At 69.7% G+C, this 26,993-nt stretch carries 1 protein-coding gene; it reads left to right on the top strand.

Features of this window, described 5'->3' with window-relative positions; all coding sequences use genetic code 11:
- The first annotated feature begins 5 nt into the window (after positions 1 to 5).
- On the top strand, positions 6 to 26,897 hold the full coding sequence (locus tag BO221_RS53190) for a hybrid non-ribosomal peptide synthetase/type I polyketide synthase (RefSeq protein WP_083682453.1): 26,892 nt from the start codon (positions 6 to 8) through the stop codon (positions 26,895 to 26,897).
- Positions 26,898 to 26,993 lie beyond the last annotated feature (96 nt).

The following is a 26,993-nucleotide window of genomic DNA, read 5'->3' as shown; positions in this document are numbered from 1 at the left end:
TCCAAATGAGTGACGTCTACGACCGCCTCGCATCGCTCCCTCCCGAGAAGCGGGAGCTGCTGTTGCGTCAGCTTCGTCAAAAGCAGGCTGGCAACGTCAAGACGGGCATCCCCCCGCGGCCGCGCGACACGGACACGCATCCGCTGTCATTCGCCCAGCAGCGGCTCTGGCTGCTGGACCAACTCCAGCCGGGCAGCCCCCTCTACAACGTCCCCGTGGCCATCCGGCTCAGCGGGGCGCTGGACGTGGCGATCCTGGAGCGGTGCTTCAACGAGCTGCTGCGGCGTCACGAGTCGTTGCGCACCACGCTGCGCTCGGAGCAGGGCCAGCCGGTGCAGGTCATCGCGCCCCAGGCGGAATTCGCCCTGGAGACGGCGGACCTGCGGGCGCTGCCCGCCGCGCGGCACGACGCCGAGGTGCGGCGGCTGGCGCTGGAGGAGGCGCGCAAGCCCTTCGACCTGGAGCGGGGCCCCCTGCTGCGCGCCCGCCTGCTGAGCCTGTCGGAGCAGGAGTACGTGCTGCTGCTGACCATGCACCACATCGTCTCGGACGGCTGGTCCATGGGCGTGCTGGTGCGTGAGATGGGCATGATCTACGCGGCCTTCATGCAGGGCGAGCCCTCGCCGCTGATGGAGCTGGCCGTGCAGTACGTGGACTACGCCTCCTGGCAGCGCGAGTGGCTGCGGGGCGACGTACTGTCCAAGCAGCTCGACTACTGGCGCAAGCAGCTCGCGGGCGCCCCGCGGGTGCTGGAGCTGCCCACCGACAAGCCCCGCCCGCCCCGGCCCTCCTTCCAGGGCGCCTCGAGCTCGCGGCCACTGCCCACGGCGCTCTCAGAGTCCATCAAGACCCTGGCCCAGAAGGAAGGCGCCACGCCCTTCATGGTGCTGCTGGCCGCCTTCCAGGTGCTGCTCTCGCGCTACTCGGGGCAGGACGACATCTGCGTGGGCTCGCCCATCGCCGGCCGCAACCGCGGCGAGCTGGAAGATCTCATCGGCTTCTTCGTCAACACGCTGGTGCTGCGCACCCGGCTCTCGCCCCAGCAGAGCTTCCGCGAGCTGCTCGCCCAGGTGAAGGAGATGACGCTGGGCGCGTATGCCCACCAGGACGTCCCCTTCGAGAAGCTCGTGGAGGAGCTCCAGCCCCAGCGTGACCTGAGCCGCTCGCCGCTCTTCCAGGTCATGTTCGCCGTGCAGAACGCCCCGATGCCGGAGCTGAACCTGGCGGGGCTGAAGCTGCGCCCGGTGGCGTTGGAGAGCGAGTCGTCCAAGTTCGACATGACGGTCGCCTTCACGGAGCGGGCGGAGGGCTTCCTCGCGGAGGTGGAGTACAGCACCGGCCTGTACGAGGCCTCCACCATCCAGCGCATGCTGGAGCAGATGCAGATGCTGCTGGAGGGCATCGTCGCCTCGCCTGAGCGCAAGCTGCGCGAGCTGTCCCTGCTCAGCACGAACGAGCGCCAGCAGGTCCTCGTCGATTGGAATCAGACCCACACCGGCTTTCCACGCCAGGAGAACATCCACCAGCTCTTCGAGGAGCGGGTGCGCCTGCACCCCGAGAGCCTGGCCCTGGAGTTCGGCGAGACACAGCTGTCCTACGGTGAGCTGGACGCACGCGCCAACCAGCTCGCCCATCTGCTGGCCGCCAAGGGCGTGCGCTCCGGGGACCTCGTCGGCATCTGTGTCGAGCGCTCCGCCGACCTCGTCGTCGGCCTGCTCGGCATCCTCAAGGCCGGTGCCGCCTACGTCCCGCTCGACCCCGCCTACCCCCAGCAGCGCCTGACGTTCATGCTGGAGGACGCCCAGGCCCGCGTCGTCGTGGCCTGGCGCCACCTCGCTCAGGCCCTGCCCCTGGGCGACCGCTCCCTCATCTGCCTCGATGAGGACCCGCATCTCCTCGGCCAGCAGCCCACTCAGCCGCTCTCGCTGTCCGTGGACTCGATGCAGGCCGCCTACGTCATCTACACCTCGGGCTCCACGGGCAAGCCCAAGGGCGTGTGTGTTCCCCACCAGGCCGTCGTGCGCCTGGTGCGCAATACCAACTTCATCGAGCTGAAGGAGACCGATCGCGTGGGTCAGGCCTCCAACGCCTCCTTCGACGCGGCCACCTTCGAGGTGTGGGGCGCTCTGCTCAATGGCGCCCGCCTGATCGGCGTTCCCAAGGAAGTCGCTCTCGATGCCAGGGCGCTCGGCGAGCATCTGGAGCGCACGTGCATCAACGTGCTGTTCACCACCCCCGCGCTCTTCAACCAGGTGGCCCGAGAGCGTCCCCAGTCCTTCTCCGTCCTGCGTCAGCTGCTCATCGGTGGCGAGGCCGCCGACCCCAGGTGGGTGCGCGAGGTCCTCCAGAAGGGGGCCCCGGGCAAGCTGTTGAACGCCTACGGCCCCACCGAGAGCACCACCTTCGCCACCTGGTACCACGTGCGGCAGGTGCCTGAGGGCGTCACCACCATTCCCATTGGTGGCGCTCTGTCCAACACCACGTTGTATGTGCTCGACCGCGACGGGCAGCCCGTGCCCGCCGGTGTCCCCGGTGAGCTGTACATCGGTGGTGAGGGCCTCGCATGGGGTTACCTGCACCGCCCCGAGCTCACGGCCGAGAAGTTCGTCCCCCACCCCTTCGCCTCCCAGCCCGGTGAGCGTCTCTACCGCACCGGCGACGTCGTTCGCTGGCTGCCCGAGGGCCACCTCGATTTCATGGGCCGCGTGGACTCGCAGGTGAAGCTCCGTGGCTTCCGCATCGAGCTGGGTGAAGTCGAGTCCGCGCTCGTGGGCCACCCGGGCGTGGGTGAGGCCGTGGTCATGGTGCGCGAGGACTCCCCGGGCGACAGGCGTCTGGTGGGCTACGTCGTGGCTCGTGAGGGCCAGGGCCTCGAGGTCTCCGAGCTCAAGGCGTACCTCAAGGACAAGCTGCCGGACTACATGGTCCCGGCCGCCCTGGTGAAGCTCGACACGCTGCCGCTCAACCCCAACGGTAAGGTGGACCGCAAGGCCCTGCCCATGCCGGATCAAGCGCAGTCGAGCCAGGAGTACGTGGCTCCGCGCAACGAGACCGAGCGGCGCCTCGCCCAGCTCTGGTCCGAGGTGCTCACCGCACCGCGCATCGGCATCCACGACAACTTCTTCGAGCTGGGTGGCCACTCGCTGCTGGCCACGCAGGCCCTCTCGCGCATCCGCACCGCCTTCAAGGCCGAGCTGCCCCTGCGCGAGTTCTTCGAGTCGCCCACCATCGCCGCGCTCGCGCTGAAGCTAGACGCGTCGCTCGAGGCCAGCCGGGGCATCCAGGCCCCGCCCCTCACCCGCGTCTCGCGCGAGGGCCCGCTGCCCCTGTCCTTCGCCCAGCAGCGCCTGTGGTTCCTGGATCAGCTCCAGCCGGGCAGCTCCTTCTACAACGTGCCCACCGCATTGAAGCTGGAAGGCACGCTGGATGTCCCGGCACTGGAGAACAGCCTCTCCGCGCTGGTGCGGCGTCACGAGTCGCTGCGCACCACGTTCCAGAGCGAGCGGGGCCAGCCCACCCAGGTCATCGCCCCGCCTGGCCCGCTGCCGCTGCAAGTGGTGGATCCGCGCTCGCTGCCCTCCGCCGGGCGTGAGGCCGAGGTGCACAAGCTCACCACGCAGGAGGCGCAGCGGCCGTTCGATCTCGGCCGTGGACCCCTGCTGCGTGCCCTGCTGCTGCGCGTTGGCGAGCACCAGCACGTGCTCATGCTCACGCTGCACCACATCATCTCCGATGGCTGGTCCATGGGCGTGCTGGTGCGGGAGCTGGCCGCGTTCTACCAGGCCTTCTCGCAGGAGCTGCCCGCCTCCCTGCCCGAGCTGCCTCTGCAGTACGTGGATTACGCGGCCTGGCAGCACGACTGGCTCCAGGGAGCGGTGCTCGAGACGCAGCTCGGCTGGTGGCGCCAGCGGTTGGCGGATGCGCCTCGTGCGCTGGAGCTGCCCACGGACAAGCCTCGGCCTCCCGTGCAGACGCACCAGGGTGCCCTCTGCCACCTGCAGCTGTCGCCCCCCCTGTCGCTGGCCGTGAAGTCACTCGCGCAGCAGGAGGGTGCCACGCCCTTCATGGTGCTGCTCGCGGCCTACCAGGTGCTGCTCTCGCGCTACTCGGGGCAGGACGACATCTGCGTGGGCTCGCCCATCGCCGGCCGCAACCGCGGCGAGCTGGAAGGCCTCATCGGCTTCTTCGTCAACCCCCTCGTCCTGCGTGCCCGCCTCTCCGGCGTCACCACCTTCCGCGCCCTGCTCCACCAGGTGCGCGACACCACGCTCGGCGCCTTCGAGCACCAGGACGTGCCCTTCGAGAAGCTCGTCGAGGCGCTCCAGCCCCAGCGTGACCTGAGCCGCTCGCCGATCTTCCAGGTCATGTTCACCCTGCAGAACGCGCCCATGCCCGAGCTGGCGCTTCCGGGGCTGACGCTGCGCCCCCTCGAGGAGGAGAGCTACGCCGCCAAATTCGACGCCAACCTCATCTTCGCCCCCTCCGAGGACGGCTTCCACGGCGTCTTCGAGTACGCCACCGATCTCTTCGAGCACTCCACCGCCGCTCGCATGATGGGGCACTTCCAGGTCCTCCTGGAGGCCGCCCTCTCGCGCCCAGGCGCGCCTCTCTCCGGGCTGCCCCTGCTCTCCGAGGCCGAGCGTCAGCAGGTGCTCGTCGACTGGAACCAGACGCAGCGGTACTACCCCCGCGACGCCTGCATCCATCACCTCGTTCAGCAGCAGGCTTCCCTGCGCCCCGGCGCCATCGCCGTCGAGTTCGGCGAGCAGAGCCTCTCCTGGCGTGAGCTGGATTCCCGCTCCAACCAGCTCGCCCACCTCCTGCGCTCGCACGGCGTGGGGCCCGACTCCCTCGTCGCCCTCTGCATCGAGCGCTCCCTGGAGCTCATCGTCTCCCTCCTGGGCATTCTCAAGGCCGGCGGTGCCTACCTCCCGCTCGACTCCACCTATCCAGCCCAGCGCCTCGCCTTCATGTTGGAGGACGCTCCTCCCCGGCTGCTCCTCACCACCCAGGCGCTGCGCCCCGCCCTCTCCCTGCCTGACTCGCTCCCCTGCCTCGTCTGGGACGAGCTGAGTCTGGAGGGACTGCCCACGTCCGCTCCGGACTCCGGTGTCACCTCGCGCAACCTCGCCTACGTCAACTTCACCTCGGGCTCCACCGGCAGGCCCAAGGGCGTCGCCATCGAGCACCGCGCCGTCCTCCGCCTCTTCCACGGCGCCCGCTTCGCTCACTTCGGGCCCGAGACGAGCTTCCTCCACCACTCCCCCACCTCCTTCGACGCCACCACGCTCGAGATCTGGGGCCCCCTGCTCTTCGGTGGCCGCCTCGTCGTCTTCCCTCCCCAGTCGCCCAGCGATCTGGAGCTCCTCTCCCAGGTCCTCTCCCGGCACAACGTCTCCACCCTCTACCTCTCCGCGGGCCTGTTCTCCCTGGCCGCCGACCACAAGCTCGACGGCCTGCGCGGACTGCGCCAGCTCCTCGTGGGGGGTGACGTCCTCTCCGCGCCTCACGCTCGCCGCGCGCTCGAGCAGCTGCGCATCCCGCTCACCAACGGCTACGGCCCCACGGAAAGCACCGTCTTCTCCACCTGCCTCCCCCTCACCCTGCCCGAGCAGGTGGGCGACTCCGTCTCCATCGGCGCCCCCATCGCCAACACCCAGGTATACCTGCTGGACGCCTCCTTCCAGCCCGTGCCCCCCGGTGTCCCCGGTGAGCTCTTCATCGGGGGCGAGGGTCTCGCTCGCGGCTACACCTCCAGGCCTGACCTCACCGCCGAGCGCTTCGTTCCCAATCCCTTCGCCGCACAGCCCGGTGAGCGCCTCTACCGCACCGGTGACATCGCCCGCTGGCGCGCGGACGGCACCATCGACTTCCTCGGCCGCATTGACTCCCAGGTGAAGCTGCGCGGCTTCCGCATCGAGCTGCCCGAGGTGGAAACCGCCCTCCTCGCCCACCCCGAGGTGCGCGAGGCCGTGGCCGTCGTCCGCGAGGACTCCCCTGGCGACAAGCACCTCGTCGCCTACGTCACCAGCGATTCCCAGCAGCTCGACATCTCGGCGCTCCGCTCCTTCCTCAAGCAGCGCCTGCCGGATTTCATGCTGCCCTCGGCGCTCGTCGTCCTCGAGGCCCTCCCCCTCACCTCCACCTCCAAGGTGGACCGCAAGGCCCTTCCTCCTCCCAACGTCTCCTCCGCCGGCCGCACTGGCCATTTCGTGGAGCCCACCACTCCCCTGGAGCGGCAGCTCGTCTCCATCTGGTCCCAGGAGCTGGGCATCGAGGGCGTGGGCGTGGATGACCACTTCTTCGAGAAGCTCGGCGGCACCTCCCTGTCCGTCGTCAAGGTCGCCGCCCGGATACGCGAGGAGTTGGGCCGCGAGGTGCGGGTGACCTGGCTCTTCGAGCACCCCACCATCAGCGAGCTGGCCCACCGCATGGACTCGGGCATCGCCCCGGCTCCGGCACCTCGCGAGCAGCAGGAGGAGGCCCAGGCCGCCGAGCGTTCCGGCACGGAGGACATCGCCATCATCGGCATGTCCGGCCGCTTCCCGGGAGCGCGCTCCGTCGAGGAGTTCTGGCACAACCTGCGCCAGGGCGTGGAGTCCATCTCCCGCTTCTCTCCCGAGGAGGTGGAGGCGATCCCCGGTCTCCCCGAAGGCGTCTTCCAATGGCAGCACCCCCAGTTCGTCCCAGCGGGGGGTGTGCTCACGGACGCCGACAAGTTCGACCACGGCTTCTTCGACATCTCCCTGCGTGAAGCCCAGGGGATGGACCCGCAGCAACGTCTCTTCCTGCAGACCGCCTGGAGCGCGCTGGAGGACGCCGGTGTCGACCCCGATCGTTTCCAGGGACTCATCTCGCTGTACGCGGGTGCCTCGGACTCCGGCTACTCGCAGCTGGTGCAGAAGACCGTGCCGTTGGATCCCGCCGCCTTCTTCGAGGCGAGCACCAACGCGTCTCACCAGGGCACGGCCACCAAGACCTCCTACAAGCTGGGGCTCACCGGTGAGAGCCTCATGGTGTACACCGCCTGCTCCACAGGCCTGGTGGCCGTGCACATGGCCTGTGAGAGCCTGCATCAGCGCCGGTCCGACGTCGCCCTCGCCGGCGCCACCAACCTCGCCATCCCCCAGAAGACGGGCTACGTCTACCAGGAGGGGATGATCCTCTCGCCGGATGGGCACTGCCGCGCCTTCGATGCCCGCGCCAGGGGCGCCGTCGCCGGCAACGGGGTGGCCGCGGTGGTGCTCAAGCGCCTGTCCGACGCCCAGCGGGATGGAGACTCCATCTACGCCGTCATCAAGGGCTCGGCCATCAACAACGATGGCCGCCTCAAGTCCGGCTACACCGCCCCCAGCGTGCAGGGGCAGTCCTCCGTCATCCAGCGGGCCCTGGAGCATGCCCGCCTGAGTCCGAAGGACATTGGTTACGTGGAGACCCATGGCACCGGCACGCCGCTGGGGGATCCGCTGGAAATCGCCGCCCTGCAGCGCGCCTATGGCCTGGGCGCCGAGCACAAGGGCACCATTCCCATCGCCTCGGTGAAGACGAACATCGGCCACCTGGACACCGCGGCGGGCCTGGTGGGCCTCATCAAGGCGGCGCTGGTGTTGCACCATGGGGAGATTCCCCCCAGCCTGCACTTCGAGCAGCCCAACCCCTCCATCGACTTCGACGCGGGGCCCTTCGTCGTCAACACGTCCCTCCGCGAGTGGAAGCGCGGCCCGGTGCCCCGGCGCGCGGCGGTCAGCTCCTTTGGCATTGGCGGCACCAACGCTCACGCCATTCTCGAGGAGGCCCCCGAGCAGAGCAGCGAGCCGAGCCTCCGTGCCCAGCAGGTGGTGCTGCTGTCGGCGCGCACGCCCGCGGCGCTGGATGCGCTGGGCACGCAACTCGCGGAGCACGTGGAAGCCAACCCGCACCTGACGCTGGCGGACGTGGCCTCCACGCACGCCCTGGGCCGCAGGGGCTTCGAGCACCGCCGGGCCGTGGTGGCCCGTGACGCGGCGGAGCTGGTGCAGCGCCTGCGCAAGCCCGGAGCGGCCGTGGGGCTGGAGGACGTGGAGTCGGGCCGCCGCCTGCGCGTGGCCTTCCTCTTCCCCGGCCAGGGCGCCCAGCAGGTGGCCATGGGCCGCGAGCTGTACCAGGCCGAGCCCGACTTCCGCGCGCAGGTGGACACGTGCCTCGGGCTGCTGGAGCTGCCGCTGCGCGACGAGGTGCGCACGCTGCTGCTGCCCGAGCCGGGCCAGGAAGCCACCGCCAAGGAGCTGCTGTCCCATCCCCGCGTGGCCCTGCCCGCGCTCTTCACCGTGGAGTACTCCCTGGCCCGCACGTGGATGGGCTGGGGGGTGACACCTCACGCCCTGCTGGGCCACAGCTATGGCGAGTACGTGGCCGCGTGCCTGGCGGGTGTCTTCTCCCTGGCTGACGCGCTGCGGCTGGCCGTGACGCGCGGACAGTTGATGGAGGGGATGGCTCCGGGCGCCATGCTCGCGGTGGGCCTCTCCGAGGGAGACGTGCGTCCGCTGCTCTCCGGCCGCCTCTCGCTGGCCGCCCTCAATGCTCCCGGCCGCTGCGTCATCTCCGGCCCCATCGCCGAGGTGGAGCACCTCGCCGAGGAACTGAAGCGCCGTGACGTGGGCACGCTGCGGCTGCCTGCGGCCCATGCCTTCCACTCCGCCGACGTCGAGCCCTTCATGCCCGAGCTGTTGCGCGTGGTGGCCTCGCTGGGGCGCTCGGCCCCCACGGCGCGGCTCGTCTCCAGCCTCACCGGTACCTGGGCGACGGCTGAAGAGGTGATGGACCCGGGCTATTGGGCCCGGCAGATGCGCCAGCCCGTGCACTTCGCCGCGGGCGTGGAGGCCCTGCTGAGCGAGGGTTGCAGCCTGCTGCTGGAGGTGGGCCCCGGGCAGGACTTGACCGCCCTGGTGCGCGCGAACCTGGACGGCAAGAGCGGCAAGGTGAAGGCACTGCCCTCGCTGCGCCGGCAGGGCAGCTCCGCCTCGGAGCATGCCGTGTTGCTGCAAGCGTTGGGCGACGCGTGGGCCCATGGCCTGCCCGTGGACTGGAAGGCCTTCTACGCCCGCGAGCGGCGCCTGCGTCTCTCCCTTCCCACCTACTCCTTCCAGGAGAAGCGTTGCTGGGTGGACGATGTGCCCACCGTGGCTCCCGCCCGGTCCACCCCCGCCGTCTCGCCCTCCACTCCGGCCGTCTCCATTGCCCCCGCCACGGCCCCCGTGGCCGCGCCCGCGGTGGTCCCCGCCGGGCGCGAGGACATGCCTCGCGGTGACATCGAGGAGCGCGTGGCCGCCCTCTGGCGCGCTCGCCTGGGCCTGGAATACGTCGGCCGCGACGACAGCTTCCTCGAGCTGGGCGGCAACTCGCTGCTGGCCGCGCAGATGCTCACCCAGATGCGCGACACCTTCGGGGTGAACCTCCCCCTGGCGGACCTCTTCGACAGCCCCACCGTCGCCGGCATCGCCGCCCGCATCGAGGCCCTGCTCCAGTCCGCTCCCCAGCAGCAGCAGACCCAGCAGAAGACCCTCGCGCTGGCGCCCCTGACGCGCGATGGCGAGCTGCGGCTCTCCTACGTGCAGGAGCGCACCTGGCGCCTGGAGCAGTTCCTCCCGGGCCTGTCCGCCTACAACATCCCCTTCGTCCTCCGTCTGGAGAGCGCCCTGGACGCGCGGCTGCTCGAGCGCGCCATCCAGGAGGTCGTCCAGCGTCACGAGGTGCTGCGCACCACCTATGACACCGTCGACGGCCGCCCCGTGCCGCGCTTCCACGCGAAGATGCACGTGCCCCTGGAGGTGCTGGTGCTCGACGGCACTTCCGAGGAGCGCGAGGCCGAGGCCATGCGCCTGGCTCGCGAGGACGCCGTACGGCCCTTTGATCTGGTGAAGGGACCCTTGCTGCGCACCACCCTGCTGCGGCTGCGCGAGGACGTCCACGTCCTGATGTGCACCCACCACCACATCGTCAGCGACACGCTCTCCGTCCTCATCTTCGTCCAGGAGATGGCCGCGCTCTACGTGGCCATGAGCGAGGGGAAGCCCTCGCCGCTGCCGGCCCTGCCCCTGCAATACGCGGACTTCGGCCACTGGCAGCTCCGCAATGTGAGCGAGAACCTGCTGGCCGAGCAGCAGCAGTGGTGGCGCCAGCGGCTCGCCGGCATGCCGCCCCGGCTGAACCTGCCCACGGACAGGCCCCGGCCCGCCACCTGCCCGCTCACCTCGGAACGCATGTCCTTGGACTTCCCTCCCGCGCTCGCCAACGAGCTGGTGGTCTTCGGCCGGCGCGAGGGCTTCACCTCCTACGTCATCTTGCTGGCCGCGTGGCAGGCCCTGCTGCACCGCTACAGCGGGCAGACGGACATCGTCGTCGGCACGCCCATCGCCAACCGCACGCGCCCCGAGCTGCAGTCCCTCATCGGCTACGTGGCCCACTCGGTGGCCCTGCGCACGGACCTGAGCGGTGACCCCACCTTCCGCGAACTGCTCGCCCGCGTTCGTGAGGTGCTGCTAGGCGCGCAGAACCATCCGGACGTGCCCTTCGAGCAGATCGTCGAGGAGCTCTTCCCCCAGCACGACATCGGACGCGGCCGCATGACGGACAGTGTCTTCGTGCTCCATACCGCGGCCGGCAACCCGCAGCAGATGCCCGGCTTGCGCGCCAGCTTCGTCGAGGTGCCGGACACTCCCGTGCAGTGGGGCACCACGCTGGCCGACCTCACCCTCGTGTTGCAAGAGGAGCCCAGCAAGCTCGGTGGCGTTCTGGAGTACGCCACCGAGCTCTTCGACGCATCCACCGCGCGCCGCATCCTCGAGCACCTGCGGGTGCTGCTGACCGCGGGCCTGGCCCGGCCAGACGAGCGTATCTCCCGGCTGCCCCTGCTCACCGGGGAGGAGCGCAAGCAGTGGCTCCAGCCCCAGCCCACACCCACCTCGCCCACCGTGCCCGAGCTGCTGGCGCGGCGCGCGGAGAGCACTCCCGGGGCCGTGGCCGTCGTGCGGGACGGGCGGACCTGGACCCTGGGCGAGCTGCTGGCCCGAAGCCGGAGTCTGGCGGCCCGCCTGCACGCCCTGGGCGTGAAGCACGGTGAGCCCGTCGTCGTCTGCCTCGAACCCTCGCCCGAGAAGCTGCTCGCTCTCTGGGGCGTATTGGAGGCGGGTGCCTCGGTCGTCACCCTGGCGCCCTCCGAGCTCGGAAGCCTGCCCCACTACGCGCCCGAAGGCGCCAGCTTCCCCGTGCTGCTCACCTGGCGCGGCCTCGTCACCGCCCAGCGCCTGGAGCCCTCGCGCGTGCTGCACGTGGAGTCCCTAGAGGACGCCCCGGCTTCGGCTGGGGCGAAGGCCTCCGTGCGTCCGGAGGATCCGGCCTGGCTGCTGCCCGCCGGTGCCTCGCAACCCGCCTGGGTCCTCACCCAGGGGGGCTTGCTCCACCTCTTCGAGACCCTGGACGCGCGGCTCGAGCCCTCCGAGGGCAGCACCTGGCTCGCCGCCGCCGAGAACGCCGTGGAGCGCCCGGAGCTGGAGTGGTTGTGGGCCCTCTCTCGCGGCCTGCGCGTGCTCTTCCCCTCCCACGAGGTGTCCGCCAGCCTGCTGAACCTGCGCGGCGAAAACGTCCGCTCCCGCGCCGTCGACTTGAGCCTCATGTTCTTCGCCAATGACGAGGACTCCATGCGCGGCTCCAAGTACGAGCTGCTGATGGAGGCGGCGAAGTTCGCCGACGCCAACGGCTTCTCCGCCGTCTGGACGCCCGAGCGCCACTTCCATGCCTTCGGCGGCATCTACCCCCAGCCCGCCCTCCTCGCCTCCGCCGTCGCCGCGGTGACGCGCAACTTGCGCCTGCGCGCCGGCAGCGTCGTGCTGCCCCTGCATGACCCCCTCCTGGTGGCCGAGCAGTGGTCCGTGGCCGACAACCTCTCCAGCGGCCGCGTCGGGGTCTCCGTGGCCACCGGCTGGCACGTGCAGGACTTCTCCTACGCGCCCCACAATTTCGAGAACCGGCGCAACATCCTCCTGGAGAACCTGAAGACGCTGCGCGCTGTCTGGCGCGGAGAGAAGCTCAAGCGCCGCGGCGGCGGTGGCGTGGAAGTGGAAGTAGGCCTGCGCCCGCTGCCCGTGCAGCGCGAGCTTCCCATCTGGCTGACGGCCACCTCCAACCCCGAGACGTTCCGCATGGCCGGCGAGCTGGGTGCCGGCGTCCTCACCGGCCTGCTGGCCCACAGCTTCGAGGAGCTGAAGGCCAAGGTGGGCCTCTACCGCGAGGCCTGGCGCCGCAACGGCCACCCGGGCCGCGGCCACATCACCGTCATGCTCCACACCTTCATCGGAGACGATGACCGCGAGGTGCTGGAGACGGTGCACAAGCCGCTGCTGGGCTACTTCCGTGGCTCGGTGGACATCGTCGCCTCGCTGGCCGCTCTGCAGGGCTTCAAGGGCGACATCGCCAAGGTGCCCGAGGCCGACGTGCAGGCCATCCTGGAGCGCGGCTTCGAGCACTACGCCTACCACGCGGGCCTCATCGGCTCGGTGGAGAGCGGGGTGAAGCGTCTGGAGATGGTGCGCCTGGCGGACGTGGACGAGGTGGCGTGCCTCATCGACTTCGGCCTGGACACCCCCATGGTGATGCAGGGGTTGCGCAAGCTGGCCGAGGTACGCCAGCGCGGCGAGGAGCTCGCCGCCGGACGCCAGGAGCAGGTGCTGGTGGAGAGCCGGCAGGGCGTGGACGCCCTGGTGGAGCTGGCTCGCGGCTCGGGCGGGGTGATGATGCACGCCTCGGCTCGGCTGGCCCGGACGTTGTCGGAGCTGCCCGATGCCCGGCGGGCCCTGGAGCCGGTGAAGGCCCTGGTGCTGGAGGAGGGCTCCGCGGAGCTCGCCCGGGCGCTGCGGGAGGCGGCTGGGGTGCCGGTGTTGAGGCGGAGCGTGGTGGCGGACGGCTCGCTGGTGCCGCGCACGCCGGAGGAGGAGCTGCCCTCGGAAGTGCAGCGCTGGGTGCTGGACGAGGCCCACCAGCCGGTACCGCCCGGAGTCGTGGGCGAGCTGGCGCTGCACGGCGCCGGTCTGCCGCAGAACCTGTGGCGCGCCTCCAGTGAGGACCACCAGCGGTGGGTGCCCCATCCGCTCAGTGCCTCCGAGCGCCTCTACCGCACGGGCCGTTATGTGCGCATGCGCACCGACGGGGGCCTGGAGCCCATGAGTGCTCCCCCGGCCCGCGCCAGGCGTCCCGCCGCCGCCGTCGTACCGGCCGCCACCCCGGAAGGAGCCTCCACGCCTCCGCCCATTCCTCACGCGCCGAGGAATGAGCCCCTGCCGCTCTCCTTCGCCCAGCAACGGCTGTGGTACCTGCAGCAGTTCGAGCCGGCGAGCGCGGCGTACAACAACGGTGTCGCGTACCGCCTGAGCGGCCCATTGGACGTGGCCGCCCTCCAGGCCGCGCTGCGGGAAGTGGTGCACCGTCACGAGGCGCTACGCACCACCTATACCCTCACCGAGCAGGGCGCCATCCAGCTCATCCACCCGGACATCGAGCTGTCCATTCCCCTGGAGGAGCCCAACGCCGCCACGTCCGAGGCTCGCGAGTCCGAGGCCCTCCGCCTGTGCCGCGAGCACCTGCTGCTGCCCTTCGATCTGGAGAAGGGCCCGGTGCTGCGCGCGCTGCTCGTGCGGGTGGAGACCGAGGAGCACATCCTCAGCATGGTCTTCCACCACATCGTCTCGGATGCCTGGTCCTCGCTGGTGCTGGCCAACGAGCTGGTGGCGCTCTACACCGCATACTGCGCCGGACAGCCTTCGCCGCTGCCGCCCATGGCGCTGCAGTACGCGGACTTCGCCGTGTGGCAGCGCAAGTGGCTCGAGGGCGGAGTAATGGAGTCGGAGATCGTCTGGTGGAAGCAGCGGCTCGCGGGCGTTCCGCCGCTGGAGCTGCCCACCGACAAGCCCCGTCCGGCCGTCCAGGCCCAGAAGGGAGCCCAGCACCCGTTCCTGCTGCCTCGGGAACTCTCCGAGCCGCTGCTGGCACTGGGGCGGCGTGAGGGCTCCACGTCCTTCATGGTGCTCATGGCGCTCTTCCAGACGCTGCTGAGTCGTTACAGCGGCCAGGAGGACTTCGCCGTGGGTCTGCCCACGGCCGGCCGTCACCATCCGGGCACGGAAGGCCTCATCGGTTGCTTCATCAACACGCTCGCGGTGCGCGCCTCGCTGGATGGGGCTCCATCCTTCCGGCAGTTGTTGACGCGTGTGCGGAAGGCGTCGTTGGAGACCCTGGCCCACCAGGAGCTTCCCTTCGAGCGTCTGGTGGACGCGCTCCAGGTGCGCAGAGACCTGAGCCGCTCCCCCGTCTTCCAGGTGTTGATCAACGTCGTCAACGTGCCCCCGCCGCAGGCCGACATGGCCGCCTTGCGGCTGAACGGGGTGAAGATCAACTCGGATACGACGAAGTTCGATCTGACGCTCGAGGTGCTGGAGAGGAGCGACGGGCTGTACTGCACCTTCGAGTACGCGACGGAGCTGTTCGAGCCGTCCACCGTCAGCCGCATGGCCGAGCAGCTGGCCGTGCTGGCGCGGCAGGTGGTGGAGTCTCCGGAGAAGCCCCTGGCGCAGCTGACGCTGCTTTCACAGGCCGAGCGCCAACGGGTGCTGGTGGAGTGGAACCAGACACAGACGGACTACCCGCGCCGCAGCTCCATCCACGGCCACTTCGAGGCCCAGGCCCGCCTCACTCCCGACGCCATCGCCCTCCAGGAGGGCGCGCAGACTCTCACCTACCGTGAGCTGGACGAGCGCGCCAACCAACTCGCCTGGCACCTGCGCTCCCTGGGCGTCGGCACCGAGACCATGGTGGGCCTGCTGCTCGAGCGTTCCACCGACATGGTGGTGGCCATGCTCGCCACCCTCAAGGCCGGTGGCGCCTACCTGCCCCTCGACACCTCCTACCCCTCCGAGCGCCTGTCCTTCATGCTCGAGGACGCCTCCGCTCGGGTCCTCATTACCCGCCAGTCACTCCAGGCGCGGCTGCCTTCGCACTCGGCTCGTCTCCTCCTGCTCGACTCCGAGTCCGCGGCCCTTGCCCAGCAGCCGCGCCACGCCCCGCCTTCAGGTGCTGGTTCCGACAACCTCGCCTACCTCATCTACACCTCGGGCTCCACGGGCCGCCCCAAGGGCGTCGCCGTCCCCCACCTCGGTGTCCTGCGTCTCGTCCTCTCCACGAACTACGTCCGCTTCACCCCCGAGGACTGCGTCGCGCACGGCTCCAATACCGCCTTCGACGCCGCCACCTTCGAGGTCTGGGGGGCGCTGCTCTCCGGCGCTCGCCTCCTCATCCTCTCGCGCGAGCAACTCCTCTCTCCCCACGAGCTCGGCGCCACCCTTCGCGCCCACTCCGTTTCCATCCTCTTCCTCACCACCGCCCTCTTCAACCAGGCCGCCTCTCTCGCGCCTTCCTCCTTCTCCTCCCTGCGCGACCTCGTCGTCGGCGGTGAAGCCATTGACGTCACTGCCGTTCGCCGTGTCCTCGAGGCCGATCCTCCTGCTCGCCTCGTCAACGGCTACGGCCCCACCGAGTCCACCACCTTCGCCATCTGTTACCTCGCCCGTTCAGTCGCGCCTCACGCCTCCTCCATCCCCATCGGCCGTCCCATCTCCAACACCACCGCCTTCGTCCTCGACGAGCACCTGCAACCCGTACCTCCCGGTGTCCCTGGTGAGCTGTACCTGGGCGGCGACGGCCTGGCGCGTGGCTACTTCGGCCGCCCCGAGCTCACGGCGGAAAAGTTCGTCCCGCATCCGTTCTCCTCTTCTCCGGGCGCCCGCCTCTACCGCACGGGTGACAAGGCGCGTTGGCTGGAGAATGGCGAAATCGAGTTCCTCGGCCGCCTCGACTCGCAGGTGAAGCTGCGCGGCTTCCGCATCGAGCTGGGTGAAATCGAGTCCGCGCTCCGCGCCCACGCCTCCGTGCGCCAGGCGCTTGTCCTGGTCCGTCAGGACTCCGGTGACAAGCGCCTCGTGGCCTACGTCGTGCCCACTTCCCCTCGCCCTCCGGGAGAGGGACGGGGTGAGGGTGGCGCGTCCCCCGAGCTCAACTCCGTGGAGCTGAGCACCTTCCTCAAGGGCACCTTGCCCGAGTACATGGTGCCCTCCGCTTTCGTGCCCCTCGATGCCCTGCCCCTGACTCCCAACGGCAAGGTGGACACCAAGGCGCTTCCCGCGCCCGAGTCCTCTTCGCTCCAGTCAACGGCGGCCTATGTCGCGCCTCGCAACGAGCTGGAGCAGCGCCTGGCCGGCATCTGGGCTCAGGTACTGGGCGTGAAGCAGGTGGGCATCCACGACAACTTCTTCGAGCTCGGTGGCCACTCCCTGCTCGCCACTCAAGTCGTCTCTCGCATCCGCTCCGCCTTCCAGGTGGAGCTGCCCCTGCGCGCCCTCTTCGAGGCCCCCACCGTCGCCGCACTCGCGGCACACCTGGGCTCCGCCCTCCAGTCCGGCGCCTCGCTCGAGGCTCCTCCGCTCGAGCCGGCGGACACTTCAGGCCCTCTGCCTCTCTCCTTCGCTCAGCAGCGCCTGTGGTTCATCGACCAGCTGCAGCCGGGCTCCTCCACCTACAACATGCCCTACGTCCTGCGCCTGGAGGGCGCTCTGGACGAGTCCTCTCTCCAGCGCGCCTTCACCGAGCTGGTCCGCCGTCACCACTCCCTGCGCACCACCTTCGGCTCCGAGTCCGGCCAGCCCGTCCAGCTCATCGCGCCCACCACCTCCCTGCCTCTGTCCCTCGTGGACCTCTCCTCCCTGCCTCCCGAGGAGCGCCAGGAGGAGGCCCGCCGTCTGGCCTCTCATGCCGTCATGCGGCCCTTTGACCTGGCCCACGGCCCACTGCTGCACGCCTCCCTCTTCAAGCTCGAGGCACAACTGCACCTGCTCGCCCTCTCCATGCACCACATCGTCTCCGACGGCTGGTCCATGGGCATCCTCGTGCGTGAGATGGCGGCCCTCTACCAGGCCTTCTCCTCGGGCCAGCCTTCTCCCCTGCCCGAGCTTCCCCTGCAATACGCTGACTACTCCGTCTGGCAGCGCAACTGGCTCCAGGGCTCCGCTCTCGAGCAGCAGCTCTCCTACTGGAGCCAGCAGCTCTCCGGTGCTCCCGCCTCCCTCGAGCTGCCCACCGACAAGCCCCGTCCCCCCGTCCAGAGCCACCGCGGCGCCCTCGTCGAGGTCCAACTCCCCAAGGAGCTCTCCGAGTCGCTCAAGGCCTTCTGCCAGCGCGAGGGAGTCACTCCCTTCATGGCCCTGTTGGCCACCTTCCAGGTGTTGCTCTCGCGCTACTCGGGCCAGGACGACATCTCCGTTGGCTCGCCCATCGCCGGCCGCCGCCACTCCGAGCTCGAGGGGCTCATCGGCTTCTTCGTCAACACCCTCGTCCTGCGTGCTCGCCTCGCCGGTGTCACCACCTTCCGCGAGCTGCTGCACCAGGTGCGCGAGACCACCCTCGGTGCCTTCGCCCACCAGGACATCCCCTTCGAGAAGCTCGTCGAGGAGTTGCAGCCTCCGCGTGACTTGAGCCGTTCTCCCCTCTTCCAGGTGATGTTCGCCCTGCAGAACGCACCTCAATCGGCCATCGACCTGCCGGGTCTCTCCCTGCGCCCGTTGATGCCCGATGAGATGGCCTCCAAGTTCGATCTCATCCTGTCCCTCTTCGACAACCCCGAGGGCTTCACCGGCACTTTCGAGTACTGCGCGGATCTCTTCGAGCACGGCACCGTCAGCCGCATGGCCGAGCAGCTGGCCGTGCTGGCGCGGCAGGTGGTGGAGTCTCCGGAGAAGCCACTGGCGCAGCTGACGCTGCTGTCCCAGGCCGAGCGCCAACGGGTGCTGGTGGAGTGGAACCAGACACAGACGGACTACCCGCGCCACAGCTCCATCCACGGCCTCTTCGAGGCCCAGGCTCGCCTCACTCCAGAATCCATCGCGGTGCAGGAAGGCGAGCAACGCCTCACCTACCGTGAGCTGGACGAGCGCGCCAACCAACTCGCCTGGCACCTGCGCTCCCTGGGCGTCGGCACCGAGACCATGGTGGGCCTGCTGCTCGAACGCTCCACCGACATGGTCGTCGCCATGCTCGCCACCCTCAAGGCCGGCGGCGCCTACCTGCCCCTCGACACCTCCTACCCCTCCGAGCGCCTGTCCTTCATGCTCGAGGACTCCTGCGCCCGGGTCCTCATCACCCGCCAGTCACTCCAGGCGCGGCTGCCTTCGCACTCGGCTCGCCTCCTGCTGCTGGACTCCGAGTCCACGGCCCTTTCCCGGCAGCCACTCCACGCCCCGCCTTCAGGCTCCGGCTCCGACAACCTCGCCTACCTCATCTACACCTCGGGCTCCACGGGCCGCCCCAAGGGTGTCGCCGTTCCCCACCTCGGCGTCCTGCGTCTCGTCCTCTCCTCGGACTACGTCCGCCTCACTCCCGAGGACTGCGTCGCTCACGTCTCCAACACCGCCTTCGACGCCGCCACCTTCGAGGTCTGGGGTGCGCTGCTCTCCGGTGCTCGTCTCGTCATCCTCTCGCGCGAGCAACTCCTCTCTCCTCTGGAGTTCGGCGCCACCCTCCGCGCCCACTCCGTTTCCACCCTCTTCCTCACCACCGCCCTCTTCAACCAGGTCGCCTCTCTGGCGCCCTCCTCCTTCTCCTCCCTGCGCCACCTCCTCTTCGGCGGTGAGGCCTCTGACGCGCTCTCCATCCGCCGCGTCCTCGAGGCCGCTCCTCCCTCTCGCCTCCTCAACGTCTACGGCCCCACCGAGTCCACCACCTTCTCCACCTGGTACTTCATCCAATCCGTCGCGCCCGACGCCCCCTCCGTCCCCATCGGCCGCGCCATCTCCAACACCACCACCTTCGTCCTCGACGAGCACCTGCGGCCCGTACCTTCCGGTGTCCCCGGCGAACTCTTCCTCGGTGGCGATGGTCTGGCGCGTGGCTACTTCGGCCGTCCCGAGCTCACCGCCGAGAAGTTCATCCCCCATCCCTTCTCTTCTTCTCCGGGCGCCCGCCTCTACCGCACCGGGGACAAGGTGCGTTGGCTGGCCGATGGCACTCTCGAGTTCCTCAGCCGCCTCGACTCGCAGGTGAAGCTGCGCGGCTTCCGCATCGAACTGGGTGAAGTGGAGTCCGCTCTGCGCGCCCATCCCTCCATCCGTCAGGCCATCGTGGTGGTCCGTCAGGACTCGGGTGACAGGCGTCTCGTGGCCTACGTCGTGCCCACTTCCCCTCGCCCTCCGGGAGAGGGACGGGGTGAGGGTGGCGCGTCCCCCGAGCTCAACTCCGTGGAGCTGAGCACCTTCCTCAAGGGCACCTTGCCCGAGTACATGGTGCCCTCCGCTTTCGTGCCCCTCGATGCCCTGCCCCTGACTCCCAACGGCAAGGTGGACACCAAGGCGCTTCCCGCGCCCGAGTCCTCCTCGCTCCAGTCAACGGCGGCCTATGCCGCTCCTCGCGACGAGTTGGAGCAGCGCCTGGCCGGCATCTGGGCCCAGGTGCTCCACACCGAGCGCATCGGCATTCACGACAACTTCTTCGAGCTCGGTGGCCACTCCCTGCTGGCCACCCAGGTCGTCTCCCGCATCCGCTCCGCATTCCAGGTGGAGCTGCCCCTGCGTGCCCTCTTCGAGGCTCCCACCGTCGCCGCTCTCGCGGTTCACCTGAGCTCCGCCCTCCAGTCCAGTGCCTCGCTCCAGGCTCCTCCCCTCACGCCGGCGAACACCTCGGGCCCTCTGCCTCTCTCCTTCGCTCAGCAGCGCCTGTGGTTCCTCGACCAGCTCCAGCCCGGTTCCTCCGCCTACAACATGCCCTACGTCCTGCGCCTGGAGGGCGCTCTGGACGAGGTTGCTCTGCAGAACGCCCTCACCGAGCTGGTCCGCCGCCACCACGCCCTTCGCACCACCTTCGCCTCCGAAGCGGGCCAGCCCGTCCAGCGCATCGCTCCCACGGCGTCCCTGCCCCTGTCCCTCGTGGACCTCTCCTCCCTGCCTCACGCGGAGCGTCAGGAGGAAGCCCGCCGTCTGGCCTCTCATGCCGTCATGCGGCCCTTTGACCTGACCCACGGCCCACTGCTGCACGCCTCCCTCTTCAAGCTCGAGGAGCAACTCCACCTCCTCGCCCTCTGCATGCACCACATCGTCTCCGACGGGTGGTCCATGGGCATCCTCGTGCGCGAGGTGGCCTCCCTCTACCAGGCCTTCTCCTCGGGCCAGTCCTCGCCCCTGTCCGAGCTGCCCCTGCAATACGCTGACTACGCCGTGTGGCAGCGTCAGTGGCTGCAAGGCGCCGCCCTCGAACAGCAGCTCTCCTACTGGAAGCAGCAGCTCTCCGGCGCTCCCGCTGCTCTCGAGCTGCTCACCGACAAGCCCAGGCCTTCCGTTCAGAGTCACCGCGGTGCACACCTCGACGTCCACCTGCCCAAGGCCCTCTCCGAGTCCCTCACGGCCTTCTGCCAGCGTGAAGGCGTCACTCCCTTCATGGCCCTGCTGGCCTCCTTCCAGCTCCTGCTCTCGCGCTACTCGGCCCAGGACGACATCTCCGTCGGCTCACCCATCGCCGGCCGTAGACACTCCGAGCTCGAGGGGCTCATCGGATTCTTCGTCAACACCCTCGTGCTGCGTGCTCGCCTCGCCGGTGTCACCACCTTCCGTGAACTGCTCCACCAGGTGCGCGAGACCACCCTCGGAGCCTTCGCCCACCAGGACATCCCCTTCGAGAAGCTCGTCGAGGAACTGCGTCCTCCTCGCGACCTGAGCCGTTCTCCTCTCTTCCAGGTGATGTTCGCCCTCCAGAACGCGCCTCATTCGGACATCGACCTGCCGGGTCTCTCCCTGCGCGCCATTCCTCCCGGCGAGCTCCCCTCCAAGTTCGATCTCACCCTCTCGCTCTTCGAGGGCCCCGAGGGATTCACCGGCACTCTCGAGTACTGCTCCGACCTCTTCGAGCACCACACCGCCGTCCGCATGGTGAGCCACCTGCGGATGCTCCTCTCCTCCGTCCTCTCCCAGCCGGATGCGCCTCTCTCCTCCGTCTCCCTGTTGACCGGCGCCGAGCGTCACCAGCTCTTCGTCGAGTGGAGCCCCGCCCCCCGCGCACTGCCCCAGCACCCGCTCGTCCACCGCCTCTTCGAGGCTCAGGTGCGCCGCGCTCCGGATGCGCTCGCCCTCCTCTCCTCCAACTCGCGGCTCTCCTACGCGGAGCTCAACGCCCGCTCCAACCAGCTCGCCCGCCTCCTGCGCTCCCTCGGCGCTGGCCCCGACTCCCTCGTCGCGCTCCACCTCGAGCGCTCCCTCGACTTCGTCGTCGCCCTCCTGGCCACCCTCAAGGCTGGCGCCGCCTGGCTTCCCCTCGACCCGTCCCTCCCCAACGAGCGCCTCTCCTTCATCCTCTCCGACGCTCGTCCCTCCCTCCTCCTCACCCACTCCTCCCTCGACGTGGACGTCCCCTCCTTCCGGATGGACGCCCTCTCCGAGCAGCTCTCCTCCTTCTCCCTGGATGACCTCGAGGTGACCCCCGACGGCGATCACCTCGCCTACGTCATCTACACCTCCGGCTCCACCGGCCGCCCCAAGGGTGCCCTCCTGCACCACCGCGGCCTCTTCAACACCGTCCTGCACGGCATCGACTCCATGCGGCTCGGGCCTGACTCCCGCGTCCTGCCCTACGCCTCCACCGGCTTCGACGCCTCCATCTTGGAGATGCTCCCCACCCTCGTCTCCGGTGGTCAGCTCTTCCTCACCCCGCGTGACCAGCTCGCGCCCGGCGCGCCCCTGCGGCACTTCCTGCGCGAGCACGCCATCAACACCGCCTTCTTCACTCCCGCCCTGCTCGCCCTCCTCGAGCCCCAGGGTCTCGAGTCCCTCCACACCGTGTCCGCTGGCGGCGATGCCCTTCCCCCGGAGCTCGTGGCCCGCTGGAAGCCCGGGCGCCGCTTCGTCAACCTCTACGGCCCCACCGAGGTCTCCATCGTCGCCACCTCCACCGATGACGTGGATCCTCGCCGCGTCTCCATCGGCCGCCCCTTCCACAACCTCGAGGCCTACGTGCTCGATGAGCACCTGCAACCCGTCCCCCCCGGTGTCCCCGGCGAGCTGTGCCTGGGGGGTGCCGGCCTGGCGCGTGGCTACCTCGGCCGTCCCGAGCTCACCGCCGAGAAGTTCATCCCCCACCCCTTCTCTTCTGCTCCGGGCGCCCGCCTCTACCGCACCGGGGACAAGGCGCGTTGGCTGCCCGACGGCCAGCTCGAGTTCCTCGGCCGCCTCGACTCGCAGGTGAAGCTGCGTGGCTTCCGCATCGAGCCAGGTGAAATCGAGGCAACGCTCCGGGCCTACCCCTCCGTCCGTCAGGCCGCCGTGCTGCTTCACCAGGACGCCTCGGGCGACAAGCGGCTCATCGCCTACCTCGTTGCCCACGAGGGCCACTCCGTGGAGCCCGGCACCCTGCGCGACTTCCTCAAGCGCTCGCTGCCGGAGTACATGGTTCCCTCCGCCTTCGTCTCGCTGGAGGCCCTGCCCCTGTCTTCCAGCGGCAAGGTGAACACCCGGGCGCTTCCCGCTCCCGAGGCCTCCTCGCTCCAGTCAACGGCGGCCTATGTCGCTCCTCGCAACGAGCTGGAACAGCGCCTGGCCGGCATCTGGGCCCAGGTTCTCCACACCGAGCGCGCCGGCATCCACGACAACTTCTTCGAGCTCGGTGGCCACTCCCTCCTGGCCACCCAGGTGCTCTCGCGCATCCGCACCGCCTTCCAGGTGGAGCTGCCCCTGAGGGCTCTCTTCGAGGCCCCCACCGTCGCCACGCTGGCGGGGATGCTCGACGCGGCCATCCGCTCCAGCCAGGGTGTCCAGATGCCGCCCCTCGTCCGCGTCTCGCGCGAGGGTGCCCTGCCCCTGTCCTTCGCGCAGCAGCGCCTGTGGTTCCTGGATCAGCTCCAGCCGGCCAACCCCTTCTACAACGTGCCCACCGCCGTGCGGCTGGAGGGTGAGCTGGACGTGGCGGCGCTGGAGAAGAGCCTCACGGAGCTGGTGCGGCGCCACGAGTCGCTGCGCACCACCTTCGCCATCGCCCAGGGCGAGCCCGTGCAGGTCATCGCCCCGCACGGCACGCTGCCCCTGGAGGTGGTGGACCTGAGCGCCCAGCCCGCCTCCGCGCTGGAGGCCGAGGTGCGCGAGCTCACCACCGGGCACGCGATGAAGCCCTTCGACCTCCAGCGTGGGCCGCTGCTGCGCGCCCTGCTGGTGCGGCTGTCCGAGCAACAGCACGTGCTCATGCTCACCCTGCACCACATCATCTCCGATGGCTGGTCCATGGGCGTGCTGGTGCGCGAGGTGGCCGCGCTCTACCAGGCCTTCAGCGAGGGCAAGCCCTCGCCGCTGCCGGAGCTGCCCGTGCAGTATGCGGACTACGCGGCCTGGCAGCGCGGCTGGCTCCAGGGCGAGGTGCTCGAGCAGCAGCTCGGTTGGTGGCGTCAGCAGCTCGAGGGGGCGCCTCGCGCGCTGGAGCTGCCCACGGACAGGCCCCGGCCTCCCGTGATGACCCAGCGAGGCGGTGTGCAGCCCGTGGTGCTGCCCGCGGAGCTGTCGCGGGCCCTGCTCGAGCTCTGCCAGCGCGAGGGTGTCACGCCCTTCATGCTGCTGCTGGCGGCCTTCCAGGTGCTGCTCTCGCGCTACTCGGGACAGGACGACGTCTCCGTCGGCTCGCCCATCGCCGGCCGCAACCGGACCGAGGTGGAGAGCCTCATCGGCTTCTTCGTCAACACGCTCGTCCTGCGCTCGCGGCTGTCGCCCCAGCGGAGCTTCCGCGAACTGCTGGCCCAGGTGCGCGAGACGACGCTGGGGGCATACGCCCACCAGGAGGTGCCCTTCGAGAAGCTCGTCGAGGAGCTCCAGCCCGAGCGTGACCTGAGCCGCTCGCCGCTCTTCCAGGCGATGCTCACCTTCCAGAACACGCCCACGGAGGCACTGGAGTCTCCCGGGATGAAGCTGAGCCCGCTGGAGGTGGACACGCAGACGGCCCGCTTCGAGCTGGCCCTCACCTTCGCCGAGGAGGCTGGAGGACTCGCCGGCGTGCTGCGCTACAACGCGGACCTGTTCGAGGCGCGGACCGCCGCGCAACTGGCCGGACACCTGCGCGTCCTGCTGGAGGGCATCGCCGCCAACCCCGAGCAGAGCCTGGGCCAGCTGTCCCTGCTCTCCGAGGCGGAGCGGCGTCGAATCCTCGTGGAGTGGAACGGCACCCGGCGCGACTTCGCCCTCGATCCGTCGCTGCCCGCCGCGTTCGAGGCCCAGGTGGCGCGCACGCCGGACGCGCTGGCCCTCATGTACGAGGGCACACAGCTCACCTTCCGCGAACTCAACCAGCGGGCCAATCAGCTCGCGCACCTGCTGCGCGCGCGGGGCATTGGCCCCAACGTGCTGGTGGCCATGTGCCTGGAACGCTCGCTGGAGCAGGTGGTGACCGTGTTCGGCATCCTCAAGGCCGGTGGTGCCTACGTGCCGTTGGATCCCTCCTACCCGCGGGAGCGTCTGGCGCTCGTGCTCGCCGACTCGCAGGCGCCGGTGCTGCTCACCCAGCAGCACCTGCTGCCCCTGCTCCAGGCTCCCTCCGCCCAGGTCATCTGCCTGGACACGGACGCGGAGCTGCTCTCCCGCGAGAGCGTGGAGAACCCGCCCCACCTCAATAGCCCCGAGGACCTCGCCTACGTCATCTACACCTCGGGCTCCACCGGCGTGCCCAAGGGCGTGATGATCCAGCAGGGCTCCGTGCTCAACCTGCACCACGCCCTGGCCAGCACCGTGTACGCCGACGTCAAGGCCCCGCAGCGGGTGTCGCTCAACGCGCCGCTGTCCTTCGATGCGTCGGTGAAGCAGCTCGTGCGGATCCTCGATGGCCACGCGCTCTGCATGGTCCCCGAGAGCGCCCGTGGCGACGTGGACGCGCTGCTGGCTCTGCTGGCGCGCGACCAGGTGGACGTCCTGGACTGCTCGCCCTCGCACCTGCGTCTGTTGCTCAGCGCGGGCCTGGCCACCCGCACCGAGAACGTACCCACGCGCGTGCTGGTGGGTGGCGAGGCGCTGGACGAGGCGCTGTGGACCACGCTGTCCCAGCACCCGCGCACCCGCTTCTTCAACGTCTATGGCCCCACCGAGTGCACGGTGGACACCACGGCGTGCGAGGTGCGTGACTGGCCGAAGCCCACGCTCGGAAAGCTGCTGCCCAACGTGCGTGGCTACGTGCTCGACGAGCGCATGCAGCCCGTGCCCGTGGGTGTCCCCGGCGAGCTGTATGTCGGTGGCGCCGGCGTCGCTCGCGGCTATCTGCGCCGTCCCGAGCTGACGTCGCGGAAGTTCGTGGCGGATCCGTTCAGCGCGCAGCCCGGTGCCCGCCTGTACCGGACTGGAGATCTGGTGCGCTGGCTGCCGGACGGCACCATCGACTACCTGGGCCGCGTGGACTTCCAGGTGAAGGTGCGCGGCTTCCGCATCGAGCTGGAGGAGATTGAAGCGGTACTCTCCAGCCACCCGGGCGTGCAGCAGGCCACGGTGGTGGCCCGCGAGGACACGCCGGGAGACAAGCGGCTGGTGGCGTACCTCGTGGCCCGGGACGGTCAGCCGTTCGACCTGGCCGAGCTGCGTGGCGCCCTGCGCCAGAAGCTGCCGGAGTACATGGTGCCCTCGGCCTTCGTGGCGCTGGAGAAGCTGCCGCTCAACTCCAGCGGCAAGGTGGACCGCAAGGCACTGCCCGCCCCGGAGCAGGGCCGCATCGAGGCGGCGGGGGCCTACGTGCCGCCGCGCGACGCCCTGGAGCTCCAGGTGGCGCGCATCTGGGAGGAGGTGCTGGACGTGCACCCGGTGGGCGCGCACAGCCACTTCTTCGAGCTGGGTGGGCACTCGCTGCTGGCCGTGCGCCTCATGAGCCGGCTGCGCGAGGTGACGGGCCGCGGCCTGCCGCTGGCCGCGCTCTTCCAGGCGCCCACGGTGGAACAGCTCGCACGGCTCCTGCGTGAGGAGCAGCGGGCCTGGACTCCCCTGGTACCGCTGGTGCCCGTGCAGCCGGGCAACCCCCGCCGTCCGCTCTTCGTCGTCCACCCGGTGGGAGGCACGGTCATCGGCTACTCCGAGCTGGCGCGTCAGCTGGGTCCGAAGCAGCCGGTCTACGCTCTCGAGTCGCGCGGCATGGACGGCTCACTGCCTCCCTGCACGACGATCGAGGAGATGGCGGCCCTCTACGTGGAGACCATCCGCACCGTCCAGCCTTCCGGGCCCTACCTGCTCGGCGGCTGGTCCATGGGCGGCGTGGTGGCCTACGAGATGGCCCAGCAACTGCTGCGCCAGGGTGAGCAGGTGGAGGTGTTGATGCTCATCGACTCGCAGGTGCCCAACGGGCGGCCCGCCAACATCCAGAACGAGGACGAGGCCTTGCAGCAGGCCTTCGTGGGCCTGGTGGAGGACCTCATTGGCAACGGCTTCAAGGTGCCCGAGGAGCAGATGAAGACACTGGGACGGGAGGAGTTGCTCCACGTCTTGATGGAGGGAGCGCGCAAGGCCCAGCTCGCCCTGCCCGAGGTGGGGGTGGAGCAGGTGCGCGCCCTGCGCAACGTCTTCGAGGCCAACCTGCGCGCCAGCTGGCGCTACCAGCCGGCTGCCCACGTGGGCGGGCCACTCACCCTGCTGCGTGCCAGCAAGCCGGCACCCGGCCAGGCGGAAGACCGGGGCTGGACGGCACTGGTGCCTCCCACGGGCAGGCTGGATATCCACGAGGTGCCCGGGACACACTTCGAGCTGTTGAAGCAACCCTATGTCCAGTCCGTGGCCGAGCGGCTGCGCGAGTACCTCGAGCGCGCCCACGAGCGAGCCGCTGTGACTCGAAGGACCCCATGAAATCAGGGAGGGGCTCCCACGGGCTTCCGTGGAGCCCCTGGCTGCTCGGGGGATTCGAGGCGCGGCTTCTGAGCAGTGTCTTGATGTTGAAAGCGA

The organism is Archangium sp. Cb G35 (genome assembly GCF_001896145.1).
Taxonomy (GTDB): Bacteria; Myxococcota; Myxococcia; order Myxococcales; family Myxococcaceae; genus Archangium; species Archangium violaceum.
This window is presented reverse-complemented; position numbering and strand designations above follow the sequence as displayed.